Source organism: Parafrigoribacterium soli (genome assembly GCF_040227235.1).
Lineage (GTDB): Bacteria > Actinomycetota > Actinomycetes > Actinomycetales > Microbacteriaceae > Parafrigoribacterium_A > Parafrigoribacterium_A soli.
Window position 1 is genome coordinate 465,879 of the sequence record NZ_JBELNZ010000004.1, and the last position, 24,163, is coordinate 490,041.

The window sequence follows — 24,163 nt, forward strand, 5'->3', positions numbered from 1 at the left end:
GGGGAACCTGCCACGCGCTTCGACAGGCTCAGCGACCGAACCACACGCTCCGCTTCGACAGGCTCAGCGACCGACGCCCGAGGCGGAAGCCACGCCTAACGGGGCGGAGGAGCCGGCCGATAGTGGTCTGTGATGGCTCAGGATGAGCCTGATTTAACGTATCCAGGGATGGGATCATGATTGTTGTCACGCGGCTGAACGATACTCAGTTCGCCGTCAACCCTGATCTCATCGAACGCATCAACGCGAATCCGGATACGACGCTGGTCATGGTCGACGGCGCAAAGTACATCGTCACCGAGTCCATGAGCGAGATCATCGAACGGATCGCCCAGTATCGCGCACGCGTCGTCTCGCTGGCCCAGAATCTCTCCGTTGCCGAGCAGCCACAGGCAGGCCGGCAGTTGGGCGTCATTCCCTTTCCCGAGACTGCAGCCGACCCGACGGACGCACACGAAGAACCACTGCCCTCGCGCCCCAGGAAGCTGTAATGGATCCCGCAACACTCATCGGAATCGTCGTTGCGTTCGGCGCACTCCTCGCCATGCTCACCATGGAGGGGAGCAGCGTCTCAGCCATCCTCATCCCGGCGCCCATGGTGCTCGTCTTCGGTGCCACGATCGCCGTCGGCATCGCCGGAGGAACGATCAAGGACTTCCTCATCGCCATCAAGGCGCTGCCCAGCACGTTCCGTGGCAAGACCCACGACCCGGAAGAGGTCATCAACAGGGTCGTGTCGCTCGCCGAGAAGGCGCGCAGCGAGGGCCTGCTGTCGCTTGAGCAGGAGGCGGACGACTCCGACGACACCTTCCTCCGCAGCGCCCTGCAGAACATCGCAGACGGTACGGATGGCGACGAGCTGCGCATCCTGCTTGAGGACGAGATCGAGACCCAGGCCAAGCTCGGTCGCACGGCGGCCAAGTTCTTCAACAGCCTCGGTGGATACGCCCCGACAATCGGCATCATCGGAACCGTCGTCTCGCTCACGCACGTGCTCGAAAACCTGTCATCGCCGGCAACACTCGGCCCGATGATTGCGAGCGCCTTCGTAGCGACCCTCTGGGGTCTGCTGTCGGCCAACTTCCTGTGGCTCCCCATCGGCGCCAGAATGAAGCGTCTCTCCGAACTCGAGATCGAGGGCAAGACGCTCCTCATGGAGGGCGTACTCGCCGTACAGGCTGGCAGCCAGCCGCGACTGCTCGGTGAGCGGCTGCGCGCGATGATTCCGTCCGCGCCGCAAAAGGCCGCCAAGAGCGGCAAAGCCGACAAAGACGACGCGGCCGCGGCATGAGTCTCCGGCCGCAGCGCCGGAAGCGGGGCGAAGAAGAGGAACACGACAATAGCGAACGCTGGATGGCGTCGTACATGGACATGGTCACCGTGCTCATGTGCATGTTCATCGTTCTGTTCGCGATGTCCGTCGTGGACCAGAAGAAGTTCGACGAGCTGCGCAACTCGCTCGCGACCGGTTTCGGCACGGTCGCATCCAAGCACATCGACATCAACGAGGGCGTCATCGTTCCGCCCGACAAGCTCGACGTCAAGGCGAAGAGCCTCGACAGCAAGAACCGCCAGCTGGCGACCATCGAGGTCACCAACCTCATCGCCCTCCGCGAGGAGATGAAGCAGAACCTTCAGGCCGCCGGTCTGGCCTCGGCGGTGCAGTTCACCATCGACGGACGCGGCCTCACCGTGCGCCTCGTCGGCTCCGAGACCTACTTCAACACGAACCGCACCGACCTGAGCGCCGTCGCGATCCGGGTACTGGATGCGGTGGGCCCGCCGCTGAGGCAGAGCCCGTACAGCGTTTCCGTCGAGGGTCACGCCGACGCCCGCCAGGCAACGTATCCCTATCCGACAAACTGGGAGCTGTCGTCGGGACGCGCCACCGGGGTGCTTCGCCACCTCGTCGAGGTCGACGGCGTGCCCGGCGAACGCATCGGCGCCGTCGGTTACGGCTCCGCCAGGCCGCTGTCCACCGGCACGGCTCCCGACGACCTCGCGCTCAACCGGCGAGTGGACATCGTCGTGCTCTCTGATCAGTCGGATGCGGTGCGCTTGCTGCTTGCGGAGGTGGACAAGGCGCTGGAGGGAACGTAAAGGCGCTTCGACAGGCTCAGCGACCGAGTTTCCGGTCCCTGAGCCTGTCGAAGGGAACGTAGCGGCGGCGTGGGCCCAAACTCAGCAAACGTCTGTGCCCAATATTTCTTACCGTGGGGTACAGCCTGCCGATAGTGCTCGTTGTGACGGTCCAGGAACAAGCAGTTGTCGGCGTGCCCGCAAAATCGGGCAAGACGGTGGAAGTGTACGACTTCCGCCGCCCGACCACGCTCGCGCGCGAACACTCGCGCGTTCTGGAGCTCGCCTTCGAGACCTTCGCGCGTCAGTGGGCCACCCAGCTCACCGCCAAGGTTCGCGTGCTCTCGCAGGTCAGCTGCGAGCAGGTCATCATGCTCAGCTACGACGCCTACGCCGCCTCGCTGCCCGCGACCACGGCCATGGTGCTGTGCGTGCTCGAGGATGTCATTCCCAAGGCGATCATCCAGTTCCCCACCTCATCCGCACTCAGCTGGATCGGATACATGCTCGGCGGCCACGGCGCGAACGTGGCCGAGGAGCGCAAGTTCACCCAGGTCGAGCAGGCTCTCATCCGCCGCCTCATGGACGACGCACTCGAGGACCTGCGCTACTCGCTCGGCGGGCTGCTGCAGAACGCGATCCGCATGGATGCCTTCCAATACAACTCGCAGTTCGCCCAGGCCGCCGCGACGAACGACCTCATGATCGTCGCGACCTTCGACATCCGCGTCGGTGACGCCGTGGCCCCGGCCACCGTGGCGATTCCCGCGGAGGCCCTGCTCCCGCAGCTCGGCGACGCCAACCCCACGCGAACCGCCGCCGAAGCCAAGGAGCTCATCGAGGTGCAGCTCGCCTGGGCACCGGTGGAGCTCGCGCTGCGACTCGCGGTCGCCAGTGTGAAGCCCAGCGACATCCTCAACCTGGCGGTCGGCGACGTGCTGCCGATTCCGCATCCACAACACCGTCCACTCGAACTGGCTGTCGACGGCCGCCTCATGGGCCACGCCGCGGTCGGTGCCAACGGCTCCCGTCTCGCCTGCGTCGTCGTCGGCACAGAGTCCTGAGTCCCACTTTCCCGCACCACCAAGGAGACACCGTGAAGAAGTCCACCAACCTCAGCCTGCAGGATGCAGCAGCCGACGCGCTGGTGCCCCTGCTGCCCAGCGCGACGACCATCACCTGGACACACGTTGAGGATGGCGCCTCGCTCGCCGACCAGGTCGGCTCCGCGGTCGTCGCATCCTTCGTGGGCACCACCGCCGCCGACATCGCCGTCGTGCTCGCCGACTCCGCCGCGCTGGCCGAGGCGGCGGGCACAGACTCGCTCGTCTCCACCGCGGATGTGCTGCGCCCCGCACTCGAGGCAGCGGCAGCGCCGCTCGGCACGGGTGTGCTGGGCGAGGCGTCCATCGATGACGCCGCAGCCCTCTTCGCCGATGAGGACACCGTCGTCTACGCCCTCAAAGCAGGGAAGACGGCCGCCGGCTGGTTCGCCATCCGGGTGCGGGCGGGCGGCGCCATCTGGGGCTCGGCCACCGACCCGAAGCGCAGCGTCGCCGGCAAGCTCGGCCGCATCAGCAACGTCGAGATGGCGCTCACGGTCGAGATCGGCCGCACCCGCATGGCCGTGCGCGACGTGCTCAACCTCGAGCCGGGCGCCGTGATCGAACTGGACCGTTCCGCGGGAGCCCCCGCCGACATCCTGCTCAACGGCCGCCTCATCGCCCACGGCGAGATCGTGGTCGTCGATCAGGACTACGCCGTGCGCATCACCCAGATCCTCGACGTCGCCGAGAGCATGAGCTGAACCGATGGACACCTTTCTCGCCGGCGCTCGCGTCATCGTCTCGCTGGCCGTCGTGCTCGGTCTGCTCTGGATGCTGCAGCGTCGCCTGACGCGCGGCTCCCGCAAGAGCGCGGCCGGGCATCCCGTGACCATCGTGACCAAGCAGGCGATCTCGCCCAAGGCATCCGTCGTGATCATCGACGTCGAGGGCACCCGCCTGCTGCTCGGAGTGACCGAGCACGCCGTGAGCGTGCTGCAGACCGGTGATGCACCCGAGCCCGTCATCGAGGTTGCACCCGCGACCGCTCCGGCGTCCGGTGCCCGCGCGTTCGCGGAGTCGCTGAGCAAGGTCACCGCCGCGAAGATCTCCACCGTGAAGCCCGTGGCGCGAGTCACGAAGGCTGCAGTCAGCGCTTCGACAAGCTCAGGGACCGTGAAGGGCTCAGCGACCGCGACCAAGCGCGCTTCGACAGGCTCAGCCACCGCCACCACGACGAAGGCGCCCGACCTCGCGCCCGTTGCGGCCTTCTCCGGCCAGGGCCCGCTTGCGGGCTCGATCATCTCCCCCGCCACCTGGAAGCAGCTGGGCGCGAGTCTGCGACGGAGCCGGTGACCCTCTTCGACGTCAGCGACGCCAGGTCGCATCGGCGCTGGACCGCCGCCCGCTGGGGCATCGCCATCATGCTCGTCCTGATGTCGATCGTCGTCATCGTGCTGGTGAGCGCCAATTCGGGTCAGGCCGCTCCGATCGCTCCAACGCCGCCGACCGACCCGTCGACGCCGACGCCCACCGACGGACTCGGCGGAGTCTCGCTGCAGATCAACGGACCGAACGGCGGCCCGTCGAGCTCGATCATCACGCTCGTCGGCATCACGCTGCTGTCCGTCGCTCCGGCGCTGCTGCTCATGATGACCTCGTTCACCAAGATCTTCGTGGTGCTCGCCATCACCCGCAACGCGCTCGCGCTGCCGTCGATTCCGCCGAACCAGGTGCTCGCCGGGCTCGCGCTGTTCCTGACGCTGTTCATCATGGGACCGGTCATCGGCGACATCAACAACCTCGGCATCCAGCCGTACCTGCACGGCACGCTGTCGTTCAACGATGCGCTGTCAGCCGGATCGGCGCCGCTTCAGCACTTCATGCTCGCGCACACCAAACAGGAGGACCTCGCACTCATGACGAGGTCGGCCGGCATGGCCAACCCGTCGAATCCCGAGTCCGTGCCGCTGCTCACCCTGATCCCGGCGTTCATGCTCTCCGAACTGCGTTCGGCCTTCATCATCGGCTTCGTCATCTTCGTGCCGTTCCTCGTCATCGACCTCGTCGTGGCCGCCGCGCTCATGTCCATGGGCATGATGATGCTGCCGCCCGTGATGATCTCGCTCCCGTTCAAGATCCTCCTGTTCGTGCTTGTCGACGGATGGGGACTGATCATCACCTCGCTCATCACGAGTTATCACGGAGGTGGCTGATGAACCCCAATGCCGTACTGGACATCGCCATGCAGGGCATCATCGTCGCTGCGAAGCTGTCTGCGCCCATCCTCGTCACGTCTCTTGTGGTCGGCTTCGCGATCTCGCTGCTGCAGTCGATCACGCAGATCCAGGAGGTGACCCTGTCGTTCGTGCCGAAGGCGGCCGCGGTGGGCATCGCCCTGGTGGTCTGCGGCAACTGGATGATCTCGGAGATGGTCAGCTTCACGCAGGGACTGTTCGCGTCGATCCCCAACCTGCTCGGGGGCTGATGTGAACATTCCGCTGAACCTGGCCTGGCTCGAGTCGACATCGCTCGCCGCAGTGCGCATGACGGTGTTCCTCTTTCTCGCGCCGCCGTTCTCGTTCAACGCGATCCCGGCCAGAATCAAGGCGATGCTGGCGATCGGGCTCTCGCTCGCCGTCTCGCCCGCGGTTTCACGCAACTACCACACGCTCGAAACACCCGAATACCTCATGGCGCTCGTGCTCGAGCTCGTCGTTGGTGCGGTGCTCGGACTGCTCGTCATGCTCGTCTTCGCCGCGATCCAGTCGGCCGGTAGCCTCATCGACCTGTTCGGTGGCTTCTCGATGGCGCAGGGCTTCGACCCGCTGTCGATGATCAACGGCGCCCAGTTCACGCGGCTGTTCCAGATGACGGCCCTCGCGCTCATGTTCAGCTCCGGCGCGTACCAGATCATCATCGGCGGGCTCACCCGCAGCTTCACCGCCTTTCCCATCGGCGGCGGCATTGACCTCAGCGAGCCGGTGCAGGCGATGACGACCGGCCTCACCCAGATGTTCCTCGCCTCGGTGCAGATCGCGGGCCCGCTGCTTGTCGTGCTGTTCCTCGCCGACGCCGGCCTCGGCCTGCTCACCCGCGTCGCGCCCGCGCTCAACGCATTCACGATGAGCTTCCCGCTCAAGATCATGATGACCCTAACGCTCGTCAGCGTCATCTTCGTCGCCCTGCCCGGCGTCGTCTCGAAGCTCACCGGCGACGCCATCAAGGTTCTGGCGGGGGTGGGCTAAATGGCGGATTCGCAGGAACGTACCGAAAACGCGACCCAGAAGCGGATGAAGGAGGTCCGCTCCAAGGGACAGCTCTCCAAGTCGCAGGACCTCACCGCCTGGCTCGGCGTCGCCGCGGCAGGCGTCATGATTCCGATCACCATCTCGAATGGATCGGAAGCCGGCACCCACCAGGTCATGAACATCGGCACGATCGCCGCGCATCCGACACCGGAGCTCGCGACCACCATGCTCGGCGACGGAATGCAGACCATCCTCGCCACTCTCGGACCGCTGCTCGCCGCCGTGGCCGTCGTCATCCTGCTGGGCTCTGCGCTGCAGGGCGGCATCCACTTCAAGAAGTTCGAGGGCAAGTTCGAGCAGTTCAATCTGCTGAACGGCGTGAAGCGCGTCTTCGGCACCCAGGCGCTGTGGGAGGGAGTCAAGTCTCTCGTGAAGACCGCCGTCGTAGGCCTCGTGCTGCTCGTCGTCGTGGAGTCCCTCATGCCGGTGCTGATGGGTGCGGGCGGGCTGCCGGTGTCGGCGCTGCTCGACGCGGCGAGCGCCGGGGCCGGCTCGCTCATCCAGTTCGCCGTGGTCGCGGGCCTCGGGCTCGCCGCCTTCGACGTCTTCGTCGTGATGAAGCGCAACCAGAAGAAGACGAAGATGAGCAAGAAAGAGGTCAAGGACGAGGCCAAGAGCACGGATGGCGACCCGCTCATCAAGTCGCAGCGCCGTTCGCGCCAGCTCATCATGAGTCGCAACCGCATGATGGCGGGCATCGCGAGCGCGGATGTCGTGGTCGTCAACCCGACGCACATCGCCGTCGCCCTCAAGTACGAACCCGGCAAGTCGGCCCCGAGGGTCGTCGCGAAGGGGCAGGGCGAGGTCGCCGCGCGAATCCGCGAGAAGGCGGCTGAGGAGAACGTGCCGATGGTGCGCGACATCCCGCTCGCCCGCGCGATTCACGCCGCGTGCGAGATCGGCCAGGAGATTCCGGTCGACCTCTACGACGCTGTCGCCCGCGTGCTCGCCTTCGTCATGGCCCTGCACAAGCGAGGTGCGGCATCCGGTGTGCACACCATGACCCCGCCAGCACCACAGCGTCCGGCTCCCGACGCGCCGTACCAGGCCACCCGCACCACCGGCGCCGCTCGCACGATGACGCCGACACGATCACTGACTCAGAGCACTCCATGACCACGGGAGAGAAGAAATGAAACGCAACCTCACGCTGCTGGCCGTCCCGGTCGGCGTCGTCGGCATCATCCTGCTGCTCGTGGTGCCAATCCCTGCATGGATCCTCGACTTCCTCATCATCATCAACATCCTGTTCGCGCTCATCATCCTGCTGACCAGCATGTTCGTGAAGAAGCCGCTCGACTTCTCGATCTTCCCCTCGCTGCTGCTCGTCGCCACACTGTTCCGGCTCGGCCTCAACGTCGCATCCACGAGGCTCGTGCTCGGCCAGGGCTATGCCGGCGAGGTGATCGCATCCTTCGGGCACGTCGCCGTCGGCGGCTCGCTCATCATCGGCGCCGTCATCTTCCTCATCCTCGTCGTCATCCAGTTCGTGGTGGTCACCAAGGGTGCCGAGCGAGTCGCCGAGGTCGGCGCGCGGTTCACCCTCGATGCCATGCCCGGCAAGCAGATGGCGATCGACGCCGACCTGAACGCCGGCCTCATCACCGACGACCAGGCCAGGCACCGTCGAGCAGAGGTCTCCGCGGAAGCCGACTTCTACGGCGCGATGGACGGTGCGTCCAAGTTCGTCAAGGGTGATGCGATCGCGGGCCTCGTCATCATCATCATCAACGTCGTCGGCGGCATCGCGATCGGAATGATCCAGCGCGGCCTGGACATCGGCAGCGCCGTCAGCACCTACACGCTGCTGACCATCGGCGACGGACTCGTCACCCAGATCCCCGCGCTGCTCATGGCGGTCTCCACCGGCATGATCGTCACGAGGTCGAGCGCCGAGAACGACCTCGGCTCGGCAGCATCGAAGCAGCTGACCCAGTCGCGCACCGCGCTCATGATTGCCGGATGCGCCGCGATCGTCATGGGGTTCATCCCCGGCATGCCGCTGCTCACCTTCATCACCATCGGCGCGGGCCTCATCATCGCCTCGCAGCGCATCAAGGCCTCGGAGAAGGCGAAGCAGGTGGCACAGGAGATCGCGGATACCACCGCGCGCGCCCCGGAGACGGAGACCACGGAGACGCTGATCGAGGAGATGCGCGTACACGCGCTCGAGATCCTGCTGGCACCCGACCTCGTGGACATCGTCTCGGGCACCTCGGACGACCTGCTCGCGAGGGTGCGCGCCCTGCGTCGCAAGATCGCCCTCGAACTCGGCATTGTCGTGCCACCGGTGCGCACGCGCGACAGCGTCGACCTGCCGTCGGGCACCTACATGATCCGCATCGCGGGTGTCGAGGCGGGTCAGGGGCTCGCGCCGGGCGGCAAGGTGCTCGCCCTCGGCGACGCGCTCGACACGCTCCCGGGCGTGGCCACGGTCGAGCCCGTGTTCGGACTCGCCGGCAAGTGGATCCCGAGCGAGATGCGCCACAGCGCCGAGCTCACCGGTGCGACGGTCATCGACCGCGTTTCGGTTCTCGTGACACACCTGTCGTCGCTCATCACCAACAATGCCGCGAGGCTCCTCACCCGGGAAGACGTTCGCGTGCTCACCGAGGGTGTCAAGCACGTCAGCCCCTCCGCCGTCGACGAGCTCGTGCCGAACCTGCTCTCGCTCGCCGAGGTGCAGCGGGTGCTTCAGGGCCTGCTCGCGGAGCAGGTCTCGATCAACGACCTCCCGCGCATCTACGAGGCGCTGTCGCTGCGGGCGAAGCTCTCCACCGACCCGGAGGGCCTCATCGAGACCGCCAGGCAGGCACTCGGCCCGGCCATCACGTCGAAGTACATCGACGGCACAGTGCTGAGGGTCATCATGATCGACCCGAACGTCGAGCAGTCGATGCTCGAGGGCATGCGGCAGTCGGACTCCGGAACGCAGATCATGATGGATCAGAACACGATCGAGGCCGTGCTCAACTCGGTGAAGGATGCCCTGGCGACCGTGGAGGCGACCGGCCAGGGAGCCGTGCTCGTGTGCGCCCCCGCGCTGCGCCCGGCCGTACGCAGACTGGTCTCCTCCCAGTCGGGCGGGCTACCCGTGCTCTCCTATCAAGAGGTAACCTCGTCGAACGCAGATATCGAAACCGTGGGGGTGGTCCGTGTCGCCGCGATTACTGCAGCTTGATGGCACCTCGCTCGAAGAGTTGAAGGCCAAGGTGCTCGCCGAGCACGGCACCCGCGCTCGCGTCATCTCCGTCGAGACCATCACCACGGGCGGCATCGGCGGGTTCTTCGGGCACCGTCACTACGAGATGACGGTCGAGGTGCAGGACGGCCAGGACGCGCCGCTCCACTACGGCCAGGTGCACGATGCCCCGACGCCCGCATCGCGGCCGACCCCACCCGCCTCGACGGCTCGACCGGCAACGACCAGTCCCGCTCCGGCGCCCCGGAAGCCATCCGCGGCCGCCGCCCCGCCGAAGCCGGTGAAGACCGGCCTCGACGCACTGCTCGATGACGCGGACGGCGAAGACACCGTGAGCTACCAGCAGCCGGACGACGGCTTCCCCGTCTCCACGTCGTCGCGAGAGTTCGCCAACATTCTCGATGAGCTGGAATCCGTGACCGCTACCCCGATCATCCGGGAAACGCCGCGCCCGCTTCCCGTGCCGACGCTCCTCTCCTCCCAGGGCGACCTCGTCATCGTCGTCGGGCTCGGTTCCGAGGCACTCCCCGTGGCGAAGGCGATGGCCACGGCGGTCGGCCGGGCGGAGGTCGCGACCTCGGGCGCGCTCGATGCACCGGGGCTCGCCAGGGTCGCCGATCGGCGTGACGCCCTGCTCGCGAGGGCCCGCGGGGTCGAGCGGCGCGAGACGCTGTTTGTGGCCGTCGGCATTTCGAGTGGCGGCGTGCACGCGTCATCGCAGGCGACCGCGATCGCGCAGCTGCGCGCCGATCAGGTCTGGGCGGTCGTCGATGCCTCGCGCAAGCCGGAAGACACGGCCCGGTGGGTGCGCAAGCTGTCGAGCGTCGTTCAGCTGGATGCCGTGATCGGCACGCAGCGCGACGCCACGCTCACTCCAGAAACCGTCGCAACGCTGGGCCTGCCTGTGAGCTGGGAATACGGCAGTTAGATAGGCTTGCCCGATGCTGGTGTTGACGCGAAAGGCCGGGGAGCGGGTGCTCATCGGCGACGATATCGTCATCACCATCCTCGACACCCGTGGCGACGGCATCCGCATTGGCATCGATGCCCCGCGTGGCGTGAACATCCAGCGCGACGAGATCGTGCGCGCGGTCACCGAGGCGAACGTCGAGGCCACCCACGTGGCCAACGACGCCGAGGCACGTCTCAAGGCCGCGCTGGGCCTCGGCCCCGACGTCGCGCCGCCGGCATCAGCCGCCGCGGCGCAGAAGGCCGCCGTCGCCAAGCCATCGGACGCGAAGCCAGCGCCTCGCGCGGTTCCTCGCCCTCCCGCACAGCCGTAACCCGCGCATCCGCCCCTCATCGGGAGGGTGGGAAACGTCGAGCGTGCCCGTTCGCACCGAGCGTGCCTGTCCGGATGGGCACGCTCGGCGCTGACAGGCACGCTCGGCGGATGTGCGCCGGACGCTAGGCGCCGTCGACGGCGAGAGCGGGCTGCGGGAAGCGGCGCGTGACGATGGCCAGGAAGATGCAGACCACGAGACTCGCGATACCGATGATGCCGATCGCCAGGCCGAGCGTTCCGGCGGCGGCGGTCAGAGCGAGCACGATGAGCGGGGTAACGAACTCACCCAGGAACAGCGCACCGGTAAACAGGCCCGCGCCGCGACCACGCTGGGCGTAGTCGAGACGCGCGATCGCCCAGGTGACGAGGGTGGGCAGCAGCACGCCGGTGCCGAAGCCCGCGATGACGGCACCCACGACGGCCACCGGCACGCTCAATGCGAACCAGACGATCACCATCCCGATGCCGGAGAGACCGAAGGCGACCGGCAAGAGCACCGCGACACCCTGACGGGCGATGAAACGGAAGAGCAGTGCACCGATCGCGGTCGCGAGCGAGGCGATGGCCGCGCAGGCACCGATGGTCGCCACATCCGTCACGCCCATGGCTGCGAGCACATAGGGAAGCTCGACGATGAGGGTGTAAAACGCGATGCCGCCGAGGAAGGAGACCACGATCGGGAGCATGAGCTTCTTCCACGGGATCGCAGGCAGCTTTTCGATGTGCTTCTCCGCGCCCTGTGCGTTCTGCTGCGTCGGCCAAATCGCCGCGAGCATCACGATCGCGACGATCAGGCTGACGGCGTAGAGCCAGAACGGCGTGCGCCATCCGAATGCGCCGACGGCGCCGCCGATGCCGAAGAAGACGGTGGCGGCGAGCGACGTGACGATGGCCTGCAGGCCGAGGTACTTATTGCGACGGTTGCCCGTGAAGTAGTCGGCGATGAGCGTGGTGCAGCAGGTCATGATGAACGCCTCGGTCACGCCGACGGCGGCCCGGGATGCCACGATCGCGCCGAGCGAATCGAGGTAGAGCGGGGCGGTTCCGACGATCGCGTACGCGATGAGCGCGGCAATGAGGATGCGCTTGCGACCGACCTTGTCGGCGATCGCCCCGGCGAAGGGAGCGAGAATCGCGATGAACAGCGCGGGAATCGTGAGGATCAACGGCACGAGCGCATCGGAGCCGGGCGAGGACTTGAACACCGAGCTCAGCGTCGGGAGAATCGGTGCAAGGAGCACCGCACCGAGGATGGGAAGACAGCTTCCGATCAGGAGGATGATTCCCTGGGTCGGGCCCGCGGCCCTTCCCGTCTTCGGGTTGATGACGGCCTCGTTAGAGGTCGCCGAGGCGGGGAGAGTTTGGTTCGTCATTGAACACCTTCCATAGGGTTGCTCCACTGTGGCGCTCCCGGGGATATTCGGGAAGACGTGAAACCTGATAGCGCCTATCAGCCCCGCGAATAACTCAGGCGGTGCCCTCGGCGCCCGAAGCGGCCTCGTAGGAGACCAGCGTGCTCTGGTGTCCGAGGCCGGTGATCGTCGAGTCCATGCGGTCTCCGTGCCGCAGCAGCCTGCCCCAGTGAGCCCCGTTGCCGGCGGGGCTGCCGGTCAGGATGAGGTCACCGGGGGCGAGCACGGTCGTCTGCGAAGCCGCGGAGACGAGCTCGGCGACGCTGAAGAGCATGTCGGTGGCCACGGCATCCTGTTTCACCTCGCCGTTGAGCCTCAACTCGAGTTCGAGCGCCTGCGGGTCCCCGACGAAGGCGGCCGGAACCAGCCAGGGGCCGAGCGGCAGGAACCCCGGGGCGTTCTTCGAGCGGAACCAGTCGGCGCCGATCTCCGGCATGTCCCTGCGGAACACCGCATCCCTCGTTGTGAGGTCATTGACGATGACGTAGGCCGCGACGTGATCGAGGGCCTCGTCCGGGCCCACGCGGAAAGCGGACGAGCCGATGACCGCCGCGAGTTCGAGCTCCCAGTCGTGCTTCTGCGAGTACGCGGGGAGGGTCACCTCGTCATAGGGGCCGGTGATGGCGGAGGGAAGACCGATGAACAGGTACGGGGTGCCGGTGGCCTTGCGCTCGTCCATGGTGCGTTCGGCGTCGGCCCGCACCTGCTCCAGCGTGCGACCGTTCGACAACTCGGTGTGCGCGACCGCGAGATCGACGACGTGAGTGCGATAGTTCGCGCCCGCCTGAATGATCTGCCGCGGTTCGAGCGGGGCGTGGGTGCGCACCGAGTCAGCCGGATGCCACGAGCCGTTCGCCCGGTCCGTCGCCAGGCGATCCAGCACGTCGAACGCGCTCCCCCACTGCTCGAGCAAGTGCCTCGTGCCGCTCGGGGCCGCGAGGTCCAGGCCACCGAGGGACGCCGCATCCGCCCGAAGGTCGCGAATTTCGTCGTGCACGATGAGACCGGTAAACGACTCTCCCTCGCGCGAGAAGTATCCGAGTGCCCACCGTGACGGTTCGCTCATGCTGGCTCCTTTGCCTGTTCGATATCCCCACTCTGCCGCGCATCCGGCTATTTGCACACCGACGGATTGGGATAGCTGCTATTTGCGCGGCTGATACCCTGTCGCCATGCAACTGCAGAACGTCGATCTCAACCTCCTGCTGCCGCTGCGCGCCCTGCTCGAGGAGCGCAGCGTGAGCCGCGCCGCCCAGCGCATGCAGATGAGTCAGCCGGCGCTGTCCGCCGCACTCAGTCGACTGCGCCGCCACTTCAACGACGAGCTGCTCGAGCGGCATGGCAACAGCTACGAGTTGACGCCGCTCGCGGTGCAGCTGCTGGAGCACAGCCATTCGGCCACCGTGAGCATGCACCGAATCTTCTCGGCCCAGGCCGAGTTCGATCCGTCGACCACGCAGCGCGAGTTCTCGATTCTCTCGTCGGACTACTGCGTCTCGGTTCTCGGCGGGGCACTCGCCGCGGTGCTGTCCGATCGCGCTCCCGGCGCACGGCTTCGCTTCCACACCGTGACGAGCACGGCCGTGGCCAACGCGCCGGACTCGCTGCGCGACTTCGACGGCGTGCTCATGCCGCACGGCGTGCTCAACAACATCGCGCACCAGGACCTCTTCGTCGACCGCTGGGTATGCATCGTGGCCGACACCAATCGCGCCGTCGGCGACACTCTCGAACTCGCCCAGCTCTCGGAGCTGAGGTGGATCTACACCTACAGCGGGCAGAGCGAGTACACGCCCGCGTCGAAACAGATGGAGCTGCTCGGCATCGAACCGCGCATCGACGTGGTCACGCCGAACTTCCTGGCCCTTCCGGCACTCCTCGCCGGCTCCGACCGCATCGCGCTCGTGCAGGAGTCGCTCGCCGAGCTCATGGCTCGCGCGGGTGGGCTGCGCATTCTGGATGCGCCGTTCCCGGTCGTCCCCCTGCGCGAAGCGTTCTGGTGGAACGCGGTTCACAATCGCGACCCAGAGCACATGTGGCTGCGATCGGCCTTCGCCGAGGCCGTAGAGAGGACGAGTCTCACTCCGGCGACCTAGATGGGCATATCAGTGTGGCGAATACTTTCTATTCGTAAATCACGCTTCCCAATAGGTCCGCACGGCGGCAGGGTGGTTCAAAAGCTTCCCTACTCTGGAGGATCGACGATGATCAAACTGCTCAACCAGCTCATCCAGGTGCGGCTCACTGCCCCCGATGTCGAGGCATCCGTTCGCTTCTATGAGGAGCAGGTCGGTATGCGCGTGATCCGGCGCACGGCCGACGCCACCTACCTGCGCAACTGGGGCGACTACTACGAGTACAGCCTCGTGCTGACGCAGGGCGAAGAGCCGACGCTCTCCCGGATGACCTGGCGCACCGAGTGCGCGGACGCGCTGGAGGAGGCGGCCCGTCGCATCGAGGCCGCCGGCGTGACTGGCGAGTGGACTGAGCCGGAGGCCGGCTACGGCAGGTCGTACATCTACACGGGACCGTGGGGACACACGATGGAGCTCGTGTGGGAGGTCGAAAAGTTCCACGGCGAAGGCGAGTTCGAGAGCGTCTACCCCGACCGGCCGGAGCGCCGCAGCCGCCACGGGGTAGCGCCGCGCCAGCTCGACCACGTCACCATCGCCGCGAGCAACGTCAAGGAGTTCGCCCAGTGGTACACCGAGGTCCTCGGCTTCCGCACCATGGCGCACACCACGCTCGAACACGGCGGCATCAGCGTCTTCAGCGTGCTGACCACCAACGAGAAGTCGCACGACCTGGGCGTCGTGCTCGACGGCTCGAGCCGCGCCGGTCGCGCCAACCACTTCGCCTACTGGGTCGACACCCGTGAAGACCTCCTGCGCGCCGCCGACATCCTCATGGAGAACGGCATCGGCATGGAGTACGGGCCGAGCATCCATGGCATCGGCGAGCAGAACTTCCTCTACTTCCGCGATCCATCCACGTTCCGCATCGAGGTCAACACGGGCGGATACCGCAACTACGTGCCGGACTGGGAGCCCTACGAGTGGCACCCGGCGCAGGGCTCGAACAACTTCTACAAGAACAGCCAGATGCCGCACTCGATGACGGAATCCTTCCCACCGGCTGATGGTCCGAGCGCGACCGAGGAGGGCGTCTTCCCCGGCACCGAAGACAGACTGCTGAACCCGTACTCGGAGCACGGGCTCGGTTAGGAAGCGACCATGACGACGAAGCCCGCGCATCTCGCACCGCTCGATCCCAGCGACCCCGAGGCGGCGATCGCCTCTGCCGCCGACGCCTACCGCAACTGGGGGCGCTGGGGCGACGACGACGTGCACGGCACCCTCAACTTCATCGACGAGGCGAAGCGGGTCGAGGCATCCGGTCTGGTGCGTCGCGGTGCCACCTTCTCGCTCTCGCAGCAGTTCAACGGCGAGGGTCCGCAGAGCGGGTGGCGCGGGCGAGTGAACCCGGTGCACCTCATGACCGACACCGGCCTCGCGGCGGCTGCGGGCATCCAGGGCTTTCCGCACGGCATCGGCGGTTCGGATGACGCGGTGTTCATGCCGCTGCAGGCATCGACCCAGTGGGATGGCCTCGGTCACATCTTCGACCGCAAGAAGGCCTGGAATGGTCGGGATGCGGCGAGCGTCGTCACGAACGACGGCGACCAGTTCACGGGCATCCAGACCGCGGCCGCGCACTTCGTCAGCCGAGGCGTGCTGCTGGATGTCGGACGCACCTTCGGCACAAACGGCCAGCTTCCCGACGGCTTCGCCATCACTCCCGAGCACATCGACGAGACCATTCGAGCCCAGGGCGACTCCTCGACGGTCGGCCGCGGCGACATCCTGCTGGTGCGCACGGGACGGCTCACCCGGGCGCGCGCCGAGGGCTGGAAAGACTACGCGGGCGGCCCGGCCGCGGGCATGTCGTTCACCTCGCTCGGCTGGCTGCACGAGCACGAGATCGCGGCGATCGCGACAGACACGTGGGGCTTTGAGGTGCGACCGAACGAGTTCGACAATGCGTTCCAGCCGATGCACCAGATCGCCATTCCCAACATGGGCCTGTACATCGGCGAGATGTGGGATCTGGACGAGCTCGCCGCCGATTGTGCGAGCGACGGCCGCTACGAGTTCTTCCTCACTGCAGCCCCGATCCCGTTCACCAATGCCGTCGGCTCTCCCGTGAACCCGGTGGCCGTCAAGTAACACCGTCAAGAGCGCGCGTATACAAAGGAGTAGCAATGCCCGCCGTCAAGAAAGTACTCGTCGTTGGAGCCGGGGTGGCCGGATCGGCCGTGGGTATCCTGCTCGCCGACGCCGGAGTCGAGGTCGAACTGATCGATCAGCGCAACGAGGTGAGCACCCTCGGTTCGGGAATCACCCTCCAGGGCAACGCGCTGCGCGTGCTCCGGCAACTCGGGGTGTGGGACGAGCTGAACTCGAAGGGCTTTGCGTTCACCACCGTCGGCATCCGGGCACCCAACCCCGAGGGCACGCTCGTCGGCGAGTTCACCGACGCGCTGACCGGCGGCGACGACCTTCCCGCGACCCTCGGCATCCCGAGGCCCGTGCTGGCCGCGACGCTGATCGATCGAGCCACCGAGGCGGGCTGCACGATCCGCTGGTCGACGAAGTTCCAGTCGATGGAGCAGAACGGAGAGGGCGTCACCGTGACGTTCGCGGATGGCACCCGGCAGAGCTACGACCTCGTGGTGGGCGCGGACGGCGTGCACTCGCCAGTGCGCGCGGCCATCGGCATCGAAACCGGTCCCGTGCCGACGGGCATGGCCATCTGGCGCGTCTTCACTCCCCGCCCGGCCAGCATCGAGCGCACCGATCTGGTCTACGGCGGCCGCAGCTACATCGCCGGCTACTGCCCGACCGCCGAGAACTCGCTCTACGCCTACATCGTCGAGGATGCGGATGTCGCGAACTTCGACCTGTCCGCGGCCGAGAAGGTGGCGAAGATGCACGAGCTGAGCCTCGCGTACCACGGCCCGTGGGACGAGATCAGGCCGTACATCACGGATGGCCGCGACGTGAATTACACGCTGTTCGAGAGCCACCTCGTCGATGGACCGTGGAACCGCGGGCGCGCGGTCATCATCGGCGACGCAGCGCACTCCTGCCCGCCCACCCTCGCCCAGGGCGCCGCGCTCGCCCTGGAGGACGCCGCCGTGCTCGCCGAGCTGCTCATCGCCGGCACCGAACTCGACGACGCGCTGTGGCAGGAGTTCTCGAACCGCCGGCTCGAACGAGCGAGAGCGGTCGTAGACGCCTCGGTACTGCTCGGCAGGTGGCAGATGGACCACGACCGTGACGCCGACGTGCAGGGGCTCATGGCCACGATCTCGAATATCGTGAGGATCCCCGCGTGAGCGCACGCCAGACGACCGTGGACATCCATGCTCACGCGGTCTTCCCCCAGCTGCAGGAGTTCGTCGCCGAGGCCGATCCGGAGGGCTGGCAGGCGCACCAGGAGCTCGATGTGCGACGTAACGGCATCGAGTCCGGGCGCGTGTCCGGTCCGATGGTGGGCGCGCGCTGGCCACAGCTGACCGTGCTCGCGCGACGCATCGCCGACATGGATGCCGCTGGCATCGACATCCAGGTCGTGTCGCCATCACCGTCGCACTACTACCCGTTCCTGGCGCCTGAGCATGCGCTCGAAGTAGCGATGGCCGCGAACACGGCAACGGCGGAGTTAGTGGCCGGAGCACCGGATCGCCTGCGCGGTCTGGGACTCGCACCGCTGCAGCACCCCGAGCTGATGGTGCAGGCGCTCGACCACGCGGTCACCGAGTGTGGACTGAACGGCGTTGAACTCTCGTCGTTCGCGCCGGGGCCGAACGGCTCACACTCGATCGAGCTCTCGGATGAGCGGCTGGAGCCGTTCTGGTCGCGCGCCGAAGAGCTCGGCGCGAGCGTGTTCCTGCACCCGTTCGGCTGCTCGCTCGACGAGCGCCTCGACAGGTATTACCTCGCTAATACGGTGGGGCAGCCGGTCGAGAACGCGGTCGCCCTCTCGCACCTCATCTTCTCCGGGGTGCTGGATCGGCATCCGCGGCTCGAACTCGTCGCTGCGCACGGCGGCGGCTACCTGCCCACCTTCCTCGGCCGCAGCGACCACGCCTGGCAGGTGCGACCGGATGCGCGGGTCTGCGCCGCCACGCCGTCGAGCTACCTGTCGAAGCTCTACTTCGACTCGCTCGTGCACACGCCCGATGCCCTTCAGGCGCTGGTCGCCGCTGTCGGCGCAGATCGCGTGCTGCTGGGCTCCGACTACCCCTTCGACATGGGCGTGACCGACCCGCTCGATCGGCTGGATGCGGCGGGACTCGACCCCGAAGATCGCGATCGCATTGCTGGCGGCAACGCCCTCGGCCTGGCCATTGGAGGCACCCGATGAAGATTGCGACCTGGATGCAGGGCACCGATCAGCGCTGCGGTTTCGTTCACGACGGCGAGACCTTCGCGCTCGCACCGGACGTCACCGTGCTCGACCTCGTGCGCAGCGGGCTCGATGCCGCGCTCGCGCTCGGCCGCGAGCGCCTCGAGCAGGGCGATGCCGTGCCGCTCGGCGAGGTGAGGCTCCTGCCGCCGCTCGCGCCCCCGAGCGTTCGCGACTTCGTGACCTTCGAGGAGCACGTGGAGGGCATCGTCAAAAGCGCGCCGGGTGGAGACCCCGGCGTCGTGCCGCAATGGTACGAGGCGCCCACCTTCTACTTCACCAACCCGCACACCCTCAGGGCGAGCGGCGAGCGCGTGACTCCGCCGTGGGGCGAGCAGGCGCTCGACTTCGAGCTCGAGGTCGCCACGATCGTGGGTGCCGTCGCTGGAAGTGACGGGCGCAGTCTGACGCCGGAAGCGGCATCCGAGCACATCTTCGGCTACACGATCTTCAACGACTGGTCGGCGCGCGATCTGCAGTTCCGCGAGATGAAGGTGAACCTCGGCCCGTGCAAGGGCAAGGACTTCGCCACGACGCTCGGACCATGGATTGTCACCGCCGACGAGTTCACTGGCCACGATGATGACGATGGCTTCCTCGACCTGTCGGCGAGCGTGTCGATCAACGGGGAGCTCTTCGGCCGCGACAGCCTCTCGCACATGGGCTGGTCGTTCGCCGACCTGGTCGCGTACGCGTCCCGTTCCTCGCGCGTCGTGCCTGGCGACGTGCTCGGCTCGGGCACCACCGGCCACGGATGCCTGGCCGAGATTTGGGGTCGTGCGGGACATCGGTTGCCGAGGCCGCTGCAGCCGGGCGACGTCGTGCGAATGGATGTCGAGGGCATCGGCTACATCGAGAACGAGATCGCCGAGCCCGTTCCCACCCCGGCGATCCGTCAGGCGCGCCCGCGACGAGGGTAATTCAGTTCTGTGCTGCCCGTGTCACTTAGGCTGGTTCACCGACCGACTCGCACGGGAGACGCAGAATGACCGAAGCAACGCCAGTCCGCGACGGCAACAGCACCAGGGAGCGAGTGGGCTCTAGCTTCATCGCCTTCGGCGTGGGCATCCTGGCGGGCGCCCTGGGCATACTCCCCTGGCTCATCGGCGGCGGCACCCTGCCGCTGCAGAACCTCTGGGTTGCCGACACGATGCCGCACGACATGCCGTTCGCTCTGCTTCCGGTGAGCCAGTACGAGGCGACGACCATCTTCGTGCTGCTGCTGATGGGCGGAGTCTTCGCCGGGCTCGCGGTGCACGTCATCGCCCGGCGCAGGAGCTTCGCAGCGTGGCCGGCGGCTCTCGGCCTGTTCGTCGTGCAGGTCGTCGCCGTGGTGCAGAGCTACACGGTCGTCTCGAACGGGCTCGGTCTGACGGACTCGCTCGACCGCCGCACATTCGTCTATTTCGCGGGAATGCTGGGCGGCGCCATCGTCGCGCTGGTCGTCGCACAGGCCGCCTTCTGGATCGCCTCACGGCGCGCGATCGGGCCGGTCGCTCTGGCCATCGGGCTCGCGGCGGTGCCGTTCGCGGCGTGGCTCTCGGAGGCGGCCCGCTCGCTGATCGGCCCGTCCGGAATTCCGATGCCCGCGCTGACCGTGCTGCACTGGCTGCCCGCGGTCGTCGCCGCGGCAGCCCTCGTGTGGTGCGGGCTGCGACCCCCGCGACGCATCGCGGTGTGGGTCGCCGTGCTGGCGGGCGTCTGGGTCATCCCGGCGCTCTTCACCACGATTCAGTACGGCCTCGGGATGCGCGTTCTCCAGGGCGACCTGCGTGAAATGGCGTCAGCCTCCGGACAGGTGCTCCCGCTCGCGCTGGGCGAGCAGTTCGCTCCGACACTCGTTGCGCTCGCGCTGGCCGTCGTGGGCACGGCCATCGTGGAGTTCGTGCGACGCCGAAACTCGACAGCCGTCACAGCACCGACTCCGGTGCCCTAGCGCTCAGCCGCTCTCAGGCCGCGCACGACGAGCACGAGGCTCACCGCGGAGACGAGCGCCCAGACTCCCTCGAGCAGCAGGAAGCCCCACTGCTGCTCGAAGATCGCGTTGACCGCGAGCACTGTCGAACCGACAGCGTTCAGTACCAGGTAGCGCAGCGATTTCTGGTCGAGGATGCCCCACTGCGCGAGCGCGAATCCCGCGAGCACGAGAAGCGAACCGGTGACCTGGATGACGATACCCATGACGAAACTCCCTGAGTGTCGTCGTCACGCCGGGTAGGACACTCCCTCGTCCGGAGGACCGCCAGAAGGGCCGCCCCGCAGTCGACCCTACTGGTCGCGGCTGAACAAGACCTAGACGATGGAGTCGACACGGATGCTCAGGCCGGGGTGACGAGGAGGGTCGCGGTTGCCGAGAGCTCGTCGGCGACCGGGTCGACATACTCGACCGGATAGCTGGCGTACTTGCTGCGGTACACGGCGTCGAGTGCCGGGTGAACATCCGAGGCGGGAACGGCGAAGCTGACATCCTTCTCCACGCCACCCGCGCGAATCCGGCCGGTGCCGCTCGCGCGCGCGCGCCGGAACCACGCGTTCTGCGGGCCGTGGGCGGAGCGGATGTAGATCGCGTCGCCACTGCGCGCGACCCAGATCGTGACATAGGAGCGCAGGATGCCGTCGGCGCGGCGGGTCGCCACCTCCAGCTCATCCGCCGCTCCGATGCGCTCGAGTTCGTCGTTCGTCCAGGTCGTCATGTCTGCCATTCTCCAGCCTTGTCCTAACGCGCGTTCTCAGACCGCGCGATCGTAGGCCTGCTGCGCTGCAGACACGTCGCCGAGGTGCTCGATCGACCACCGCTCGAGCGCGCGCAGAGGTTCGAGCAGGGTGCGCCCCGCCTCGGTGAGGGCGTACTCCACCCGCACGGGAACCTCCGGATAGACGGTGCGGCGCACGAGCCCGTCACGCTCCAGCGCGCGGAGGGTCTGGGTCAGCATCTTCTGCGAGACGCCCTCGACGCCGCGAAGCAGCTCGGAGAAGCGCGCATCCCCGCGGCCCAGGATTCCCACGATGAGCACCGTCCAGCGGTCGCCGATGCGATCCAGGATGCGGCGGGTCGGGCAGTCGGCGCGGTACGGGTCTCCGCCGAGCGCCACTGCGGACTGCAGGGTTACCACAAAGTGCCTACTTCCCTAGAGCGAGCTACTCTCTTATGGTAACTACTGGTCGCCGATCGGCGCCACAGTTCCCCAGAAAGGCATTCAATGTCCCGCATCACCGTCATCGGTGGCACCGGCTACGCCGGATCCGCCATCGTCGCAGAGGCCGCCTCCCGCGGTCACGAGGTCACCTCCTACAGTCGCTCACTTCCCGAGGCGCAGGTTCCGAACGTGAACTACGTGCAGGGCGACGCCACGGACGAGTCGGCCCTCGCCGGCGTGATCCAGGGTGCGGATGTCGTGGTCGGCGCGCTCTCCCCGCGCGGTGCCATCGCCGACAGCTACCGCGACATCTACGCCACGATCGTGCGCCTCACCGACGCCGCGAAGGCGCGCCTCTTCATCGTCGGTGGGTACTCGTCCCTGCGCCCAGCACCGGGTGCCCCGCGCGTCGTGTCGGACCTGAGCCACACCCCGGCGGAGCTGCACCACGAGCTGACGACCGTGGCGGCCCTCCTCACCGACGACCTGCCCTCAGCCCCCGCAACACTCGACTGGGTCTTCGTGAGCCCGGCAGGAAAGTTCGGCTCCTTCGCCCCGGGAGAACGCCTGGGTCACTACCGCGTCGGCAATGACGTCGCAGTCGAGCCCTCAGACGGCGGCGAGATCTCCGGCGCGGACTTCGCCCTCGGTTTCGTCGACGTCATTGAGAAGGATGACCACCACCGGGCACACATCAACCTCGCCTACTGAGATCCGAGCGCTCACGCCCTGACGCAGCGGACCTCTCAGCGCCCCACAAGCCCTAGATGGTGCTCGTTATAGCGCGCCCCCGCAACCCCGACGCGGCCGGCGAGCGCTGAGAGGTCCGCGCGCTCGTCGGCCGAGAGCGCCACGGCCGTGGAGGTCGCGTTCTCCTCGATCCGCGAGGTGCGGCGAGTGCCAGGGATCGGCACGATCCACGGCTGCTGGGCCAGCAGCCAGGCGAGAGCGATCTGCCCTGGCGTTGCGCCCTTCGCGTCAGCCATCGCGGCGACGTGCTTGACGAGAGCCCGATTGGCGGCCCGATTCTCCTCGTTGAACCGCGGGATGGTGCCGCGGATGTCCCCGGCCGAGAACGCGGTTGCCTCGTCGACGGTGCCGGTGAGAAATCCCTTGCCGAGCGGACTAAACGGCACGAACCCGATCCCCAGCTCGGCGAGCGCCGGCAGCACTTCGGTCTCGGGATCGCGCGTCCAGAGTGAGTACTCGCTCTGCACGGCGGTCACGGGAAACGCGGCGTGCGCGCGGCGGATCGTTGCGGCGGATGCCTCGGAGAGTCCGAAGTGCCGCACCTTTCCCGCGCGCACGAGCTCCGCCACCGCACCCGCGACGTCCTCGATTGGCACGTCCGGATCGACGCGGTGCTGGTAGAACAGGTCGATCGTGTCGGTGCGCAGGCGCTTGAGCGACGCATCCGCGACTCGCCTGATCTGCTCAGGTCGGCTGTCGAGCCCGACGCTCTTTCCGTCTTCGATGCGCCAGCCGAACTTCGTCGCGATGACGACGTCGTCGCGCAGCGGTTCGAGCGCCTCGCCGACGAGCTCCTCGTTGACATAGGGCCCGTAGACCTCTGCGGTGTCGAAGAAGGTCACGCCGTGATCGACGGCCGAGCGCAGCACGGCGATCATCTCGTCACGTGTGCCCGGATTCGGGCCGTAGCTCTGCGACATTCCCATGCAGCCGAGACCGACCGCGGAGACCTCGAGTCCCTGCCCGAGCGTGCGAGCGTGCATCAGAGCACCGCCTTTCTGTTGCCCGCATCGAGGAGGTGCTGAAGCGCATCCTGCACCTCGGTGACGCGGGCGCGGCCGACGAGAGTTTCCCATTCGGCCCGAAGTTCATCGAATACCGCCTCACCCTCGTGCATGAGCGCGTGACCCCGGTCGGTCACCGTGAGGCGCGCCCGGCGGCCGTCATCCGGATCGGGGCGACGCTGCACGTATCCGTTGTCTTCCAGAAACGCGACGGTCTTCGCCGCCGCCTGCTTGGAGACCGAGGTGTGCCGTCCCACCTCCGAGACCGACGCGGCGCCCGCCACGACCGCGCGGAGCGCGAAGTCGTGCGCAGGCCTGATGCCCGGATGCCCACGCGTGGCGAGCCGATCCGTCGCCTCTTCCGCCATGAACCGGAAGCCGCCGAGCAAAAGCAACGCGAGGTCTGCACCACTTCGAGACATGCCCCAATCGTAGACACACAAAATTTCGACAACCAGGTTGTTTATTT

Annotated in this window: 28 protein-coding genes; 21 read left to right on the forward strand and 7 right to left on the reverse strand. The window is 67.2% G+C overall.

The features are described 5' to 3' along the window. Positions 1-176: 176 nt before the first annotated feature. The 13 genes from ABUA37_RS13460 (at position 177) to ABUA37_RS13520 (ending at position 10,918) form a co-directional block, all read left to right on the forward strand. Complete coding sequence (locus ABUA37_RS13460; protein WP_349899732.1) at positions 177-491, forward strand: flagellar FlbD family protein; 315 nt, start codon at positions 177-179, stop codon at positions 489-491. Next, positions 491-1,291: a motility protein A gene (locus tag ABUA37_RS13465; RefSeq protein WP_349899733.1), complete on the forward strand. Its 801-nt coding sequence runs from the start codon at positions 491-493 to the stop codon at positions 1,289-1,291. Before ABUA37_RS13460 ends, ABUA37_RS13465 begins: the two co-directional genes overlap by 1 nt. Further along, positions 1,288-2,100, forward strand: coding sequence for an OmpA/MotB family protein (locus tag ABUA37_RS13470; protein WP_349899734.1), 813 nt, complete (start codon positions 1,288-1,290; stop codon positions 2,098-2,100). Before ABUA37_RS13465 ends, ABUA37_RS13470 begins: the two co-directional genes overlap by 4 nt. Positions 2,101-2,273: 173 nt before the next feature. Next, on the forward strand, positions 2,274-3,143 hold the full coding sequence (locus ABUA37_RS13475) for a flagellar motor switch protein FliM (protein WP_349899735.1): 870 nt from the start codon (positions 2,274-2,276) through the stop codon (positions 3,141-3,143). A 32-nt stretch (positions 3,144-3,175) separates the two neighbouring features. Continuing rightward, the gene (gene fliN, locus ABUA37_RS13480; RefSeq protein WP_349899736.1) at positions 3,176-3,886 is read left to right on the forward strand and encodes a flagellar motor switch protein FliN; all 711 of its coding nucleotides are present in this window, start codon (positions 3,176-3,178) and stop codon (positions 3,884-3,886) included. Positions 3,887-3,890: 4 nt separating this feature from the next. After that, positions 3,891-4,478: a FliO/MopB family protein gene (locus ABUA37_RS13485; RefSeq protein WP_349899737.1), complete on the forward strand. Its 588-nt coding sequence runs from the start codon at positions 3,891-3,893 to the stop codon at positions 4,476-4,478. A gap of 68 nt (positions 4,479-4,546) precedes the next feature. Further along, on the forward strand, positions 4,547-5,338 hold the full coding sequence (gene fliP, locus ABUA37_RS13490) for a flagellar type III secretion system pore protein FliP (protein WP_349899878.1): 792 nt from the start codon (positions 4,547-4,549) through the stop codon (positions 5,336-5,338). Next, positions 5,338-5,610, forward strand: a complete 273-nt coding sequence (gene fliQ, locus ABUA37_RS13495; RefSeq protein ID WP_349899738.1) for a flagellar biosynthesis protein FliQ — start codon at positions 5,338-5,340, stop codon at positions 5,608-5,610. The genes fliP and fliQ overlap by 1 nt, the downstream gene beginning before the upstream one ends. A gap of 1 nt (position 5,611) precedes the next feature. After that, entirely contained in the window at positions 5,612-6,370 is a 759-nt protein-coding gene (locus tag ABUA37_RS13500; RefSeq protein WP_349899739.1) for a flagellar biosynthetic protein FliR, read from the forward strand. Next, positions 6,371-7,549 (forward strand): EscU/YscU/HrcU family type III secretion system export apparatus switch protein, encoded by a 1,179-nt coding sequence (locus ABUA37_RS13505; RefSeq protein WP_349899740.1) that lies wholly within the window; start codon positions 6,371-6,373, stop codon positions 7,547-7,549. Positions 7,550-7,565: 16 nt separating this feature from the next. Next, on the forward strand, positions 7,566-9,614 hold the full coding sequence (locus tag ABUA37_RS13510; protein ID WP_349899741.1) for a flagellar biosynthesis protein FlhA: 2,049 nt from the start codon (positions 7,566-7,568) through the stop codon (positions 9,612-9,614). Next, positions 9,589-10,563, forward strand: a complete 975-nt coding sequence (locus tag ABUA37_RS13515; RefSeq protein WP_349899742.1) for a hypothetical protein — start codon at positions 9,589-9,591, stop codon at positions 10,561-10,563. Before ABUA37_RS13510 ends, ABUA37_RS13515 begins: the two co-directional genes overlap by 26 nt. Before the next feature lie 13 nt (positions 10,564-10,576). Beyond that, positions 10,577-10,918 carry a carbon storage regulator gene (locus tag ABUA37_RS13520; protein ID WP_325519505.1) on the forward strand — a complete coding sequence of 114 codons (342 nt, stop codon included), beginning with the start codon at positions 10,577-10,579 and terminating at the stop codon, positions 10,916-10,918. Positions 10,919-11,042: 124 nt separating this feature from the next. Here the strand turns inward: ABUA37_RS13520 and ABUA37_RS13525 are convergent, their stop codons facing one another. Next, positions 11,043-12,293: an MFS transporter gene (locus tag ABUA37_RS13525; RefSeq protein WP_349899743.1), complete on the reverse strand. Its 1,251-nt coding sequence runs from the start codon at positions 12,291-12,293 to the stop codon at positions 11,043-11,045. Between the two features lie 94 nt (positions 12,294-12,387). After that, positions 12,388-13,398, reverse strand: coding sequence for a fumarylacetoacetate hydrolase family protein (locus ABUA37_RS13530; protein WP_349899744.1), 1,011 nt, complete (start codon positions 13,396-13,398; stop codon positions 12,388-12,390). Between the two features lie 106 nt (positions 13,399-13,504). On the opposite strand from ABUA37_RS13530, the gene ABUA37_RS13535 reads away from it, so the two are divergent. The 7 genes from ABUA37_RS13535 to ABUA37_RS13565 all read left to right on the forward strand — a co-directional run bounded on the left by ABUA37_RS13535 (position 13,505) and on the right by ABUA37_RS13565 (position 20,739). Beyond that, positions 13,505-14,428 (forward strand): LysR family transcriptional regulator, encoded by a 924-nt coding sequence (locus tag ABUA37_RS13535; RefSeq protein WP_349899745.1) that lies wholly within the window; start codon positions 13,505-13,507, stop codon positions 14,426-14,428. Positions 14,429-14,536: 108 nt separating this feature from the next. Further along, positions 14,537-15,556: a VOC family protein gene (locus tag ABUA37_RS13540; RefSeq protein WP_349899746.1), complete on the forward strand. Its 1,020-nt coding sequence runs from the start codon at positions 14,537-14,539 to the stop codon at positions 15,554-15,556. Between the two features lie 9 nt (positions 15,557-15,565). Beyond that, positions 15,566-16,558, forward strand: coding sequence for a cyclase family protein (locus ABUA37_RS13545; RefSeq protein ID WP_349899747.1), 993 nt, complete (start codon positions 15,566-15,568; stop codon positions 16,556-16,558). Between the two features lie 35 nt (positions 16,559-16,593). Next, entirely contained in the window at positions 16,594-17,730 is a 1,137-nt protein-coding gene (locus tag ABUA37_RS13550; protein WP_349899748.1) for an FAD-dependent monooxygenase, read from the forward strand. After that, positions 17,727-18,761 carry an amidohydrolase family protein gene (locus tag ABUA37_RS13555; protein ID WP_349899749.1) on the forward strand — a complete coding sequence of 345 codons (1,035 nt, stop codon included), beginning with the start codon at positions 17,727-17,729 and terminating at the stop codon, positions 18,759-18,761. Before ABUA37_RS13550 ends, ABUA37_RS13555 begins: the two co-directional genes overlap by 4 nt. Beyond that, positions 18,758-19,723 (forward strand): fumarylacetoacetate hydrolase family protein, encoded by a 966-nt coding sequence (locus ABUA37_RS13560; protein ID WP_349899750.1) that lies wholly within the window; start codon positions 18,758-18,760, stop codon positions 19,721-19,723. Before ABUA37_RS13555 ends, ABUA37_RS13560 begins: the two co-directional genes overlap by 4 nt. Before the next feature lie 65 nt (positions 19,724-19,788). Further along, on the forward strand, positions 19,789-20,739 hold the full coding sequence (locus ABUA37_RS13565) for a hypothetical protein (RefSeq protein ID WP_349899751.1): 951 nt from the start codon (positions 19,789-19,791) through the stop codon (positions 20,737-20,739). Here the strand turns inward: ABUA37_RS13565 and ABUA37_RS13570 are convergent. From ABUA37_RS13570 to ABUA37_RS13580, 3 genes are all read right to left on the reverse strand, one after another. Continuing rightward, complete coding sequence (locus ABUA37_RS13570) at positions 20,736-20,984, reverse strand: CBU_0592 family membrane protein (RefSeq protein WP_349899752.1); 249 nt, start codon at positions 20,982-20,984, stop codon at positions 20,736-20,738. The genes ABUA37_RS13565 and ABUA37_RS13570 overlap by 4 nt on opposite strands. 137 nt (positions 20,985-21,121) lie before the next feature. Further along, positions 21,122-21,496, reverse strand: a complete 375-nt coding sequence (locus ABUA37_RS13575) for a DUF2255 family protein (RefSeq protein ID WP_349899753.1) — start codon at positions 21,494-21,496, stop codon at positions 21,122-21,124. A 36-nt stretch (positions 21,497-21,532) separates the two neighbouring features. Then, complete coding sequence (locus ABUA37_RS13580) at positions 21,533-21,916, reverse strand: winged helix-turn-helix transcriptional regulator (RefSeq protein WP_349899754.1); 384 nt, start codon at positions 21,914-21,916, stop codon at positions 21,533-21,535. Between the two features lie 87 nt (positions 21,917-22,003). On the opposite strand from ABUA37_RS13580, the gene ABUA37_RS13585 reads away from it, so the two are divergent. Beyond that, the gene (locus tag ABUA37_RS13585; protein WP_349899755.1) at positions 22,004-22,651 is read left to right on the forward strand and encodes an NAD(P)-dependent oxidoreductase; all 648 of its coding nucleotides are present in this window, start codon (positions 22,004-22,006) and stop codon (positions 22,649-22,651) included. A 35-nt stretch (positions 22,652-22,686) separates the two neighbouring features. Here ABUA37_RS13585 and ABUA37_RS13590 read toward each other — a convergent pair whose 3' ends face one another. Next, a complete protein-coding gene (locus ABUA37_RS13590; RefSeq protein WP_349899756.1) occupies positions 22,687-23,673 on the reverse strand; it encodes an aldo/keto reductase in 987 nt (328 codons plus the stop codon). Then, the gene (locus tag ABUA37_RS13595) at positions 23,673-24,116 is read right to left on the reverse strand and encodes a MarR family winged helix-turn-helix transcriptional regulator (RefSeq protein WP_349899757.1); all 444 of its coding nucleotides are present in this window, start codon (positions 24,114-24,116) and stop codon (positions 23,673-23,675) included. Before ABUA37_RS13595 ends, ABUA37_RS13590 begins: the two co-directional genes overlap by 1 nt. Positions 24,117-24,163 lie beyond the last annotated feature (47 nt).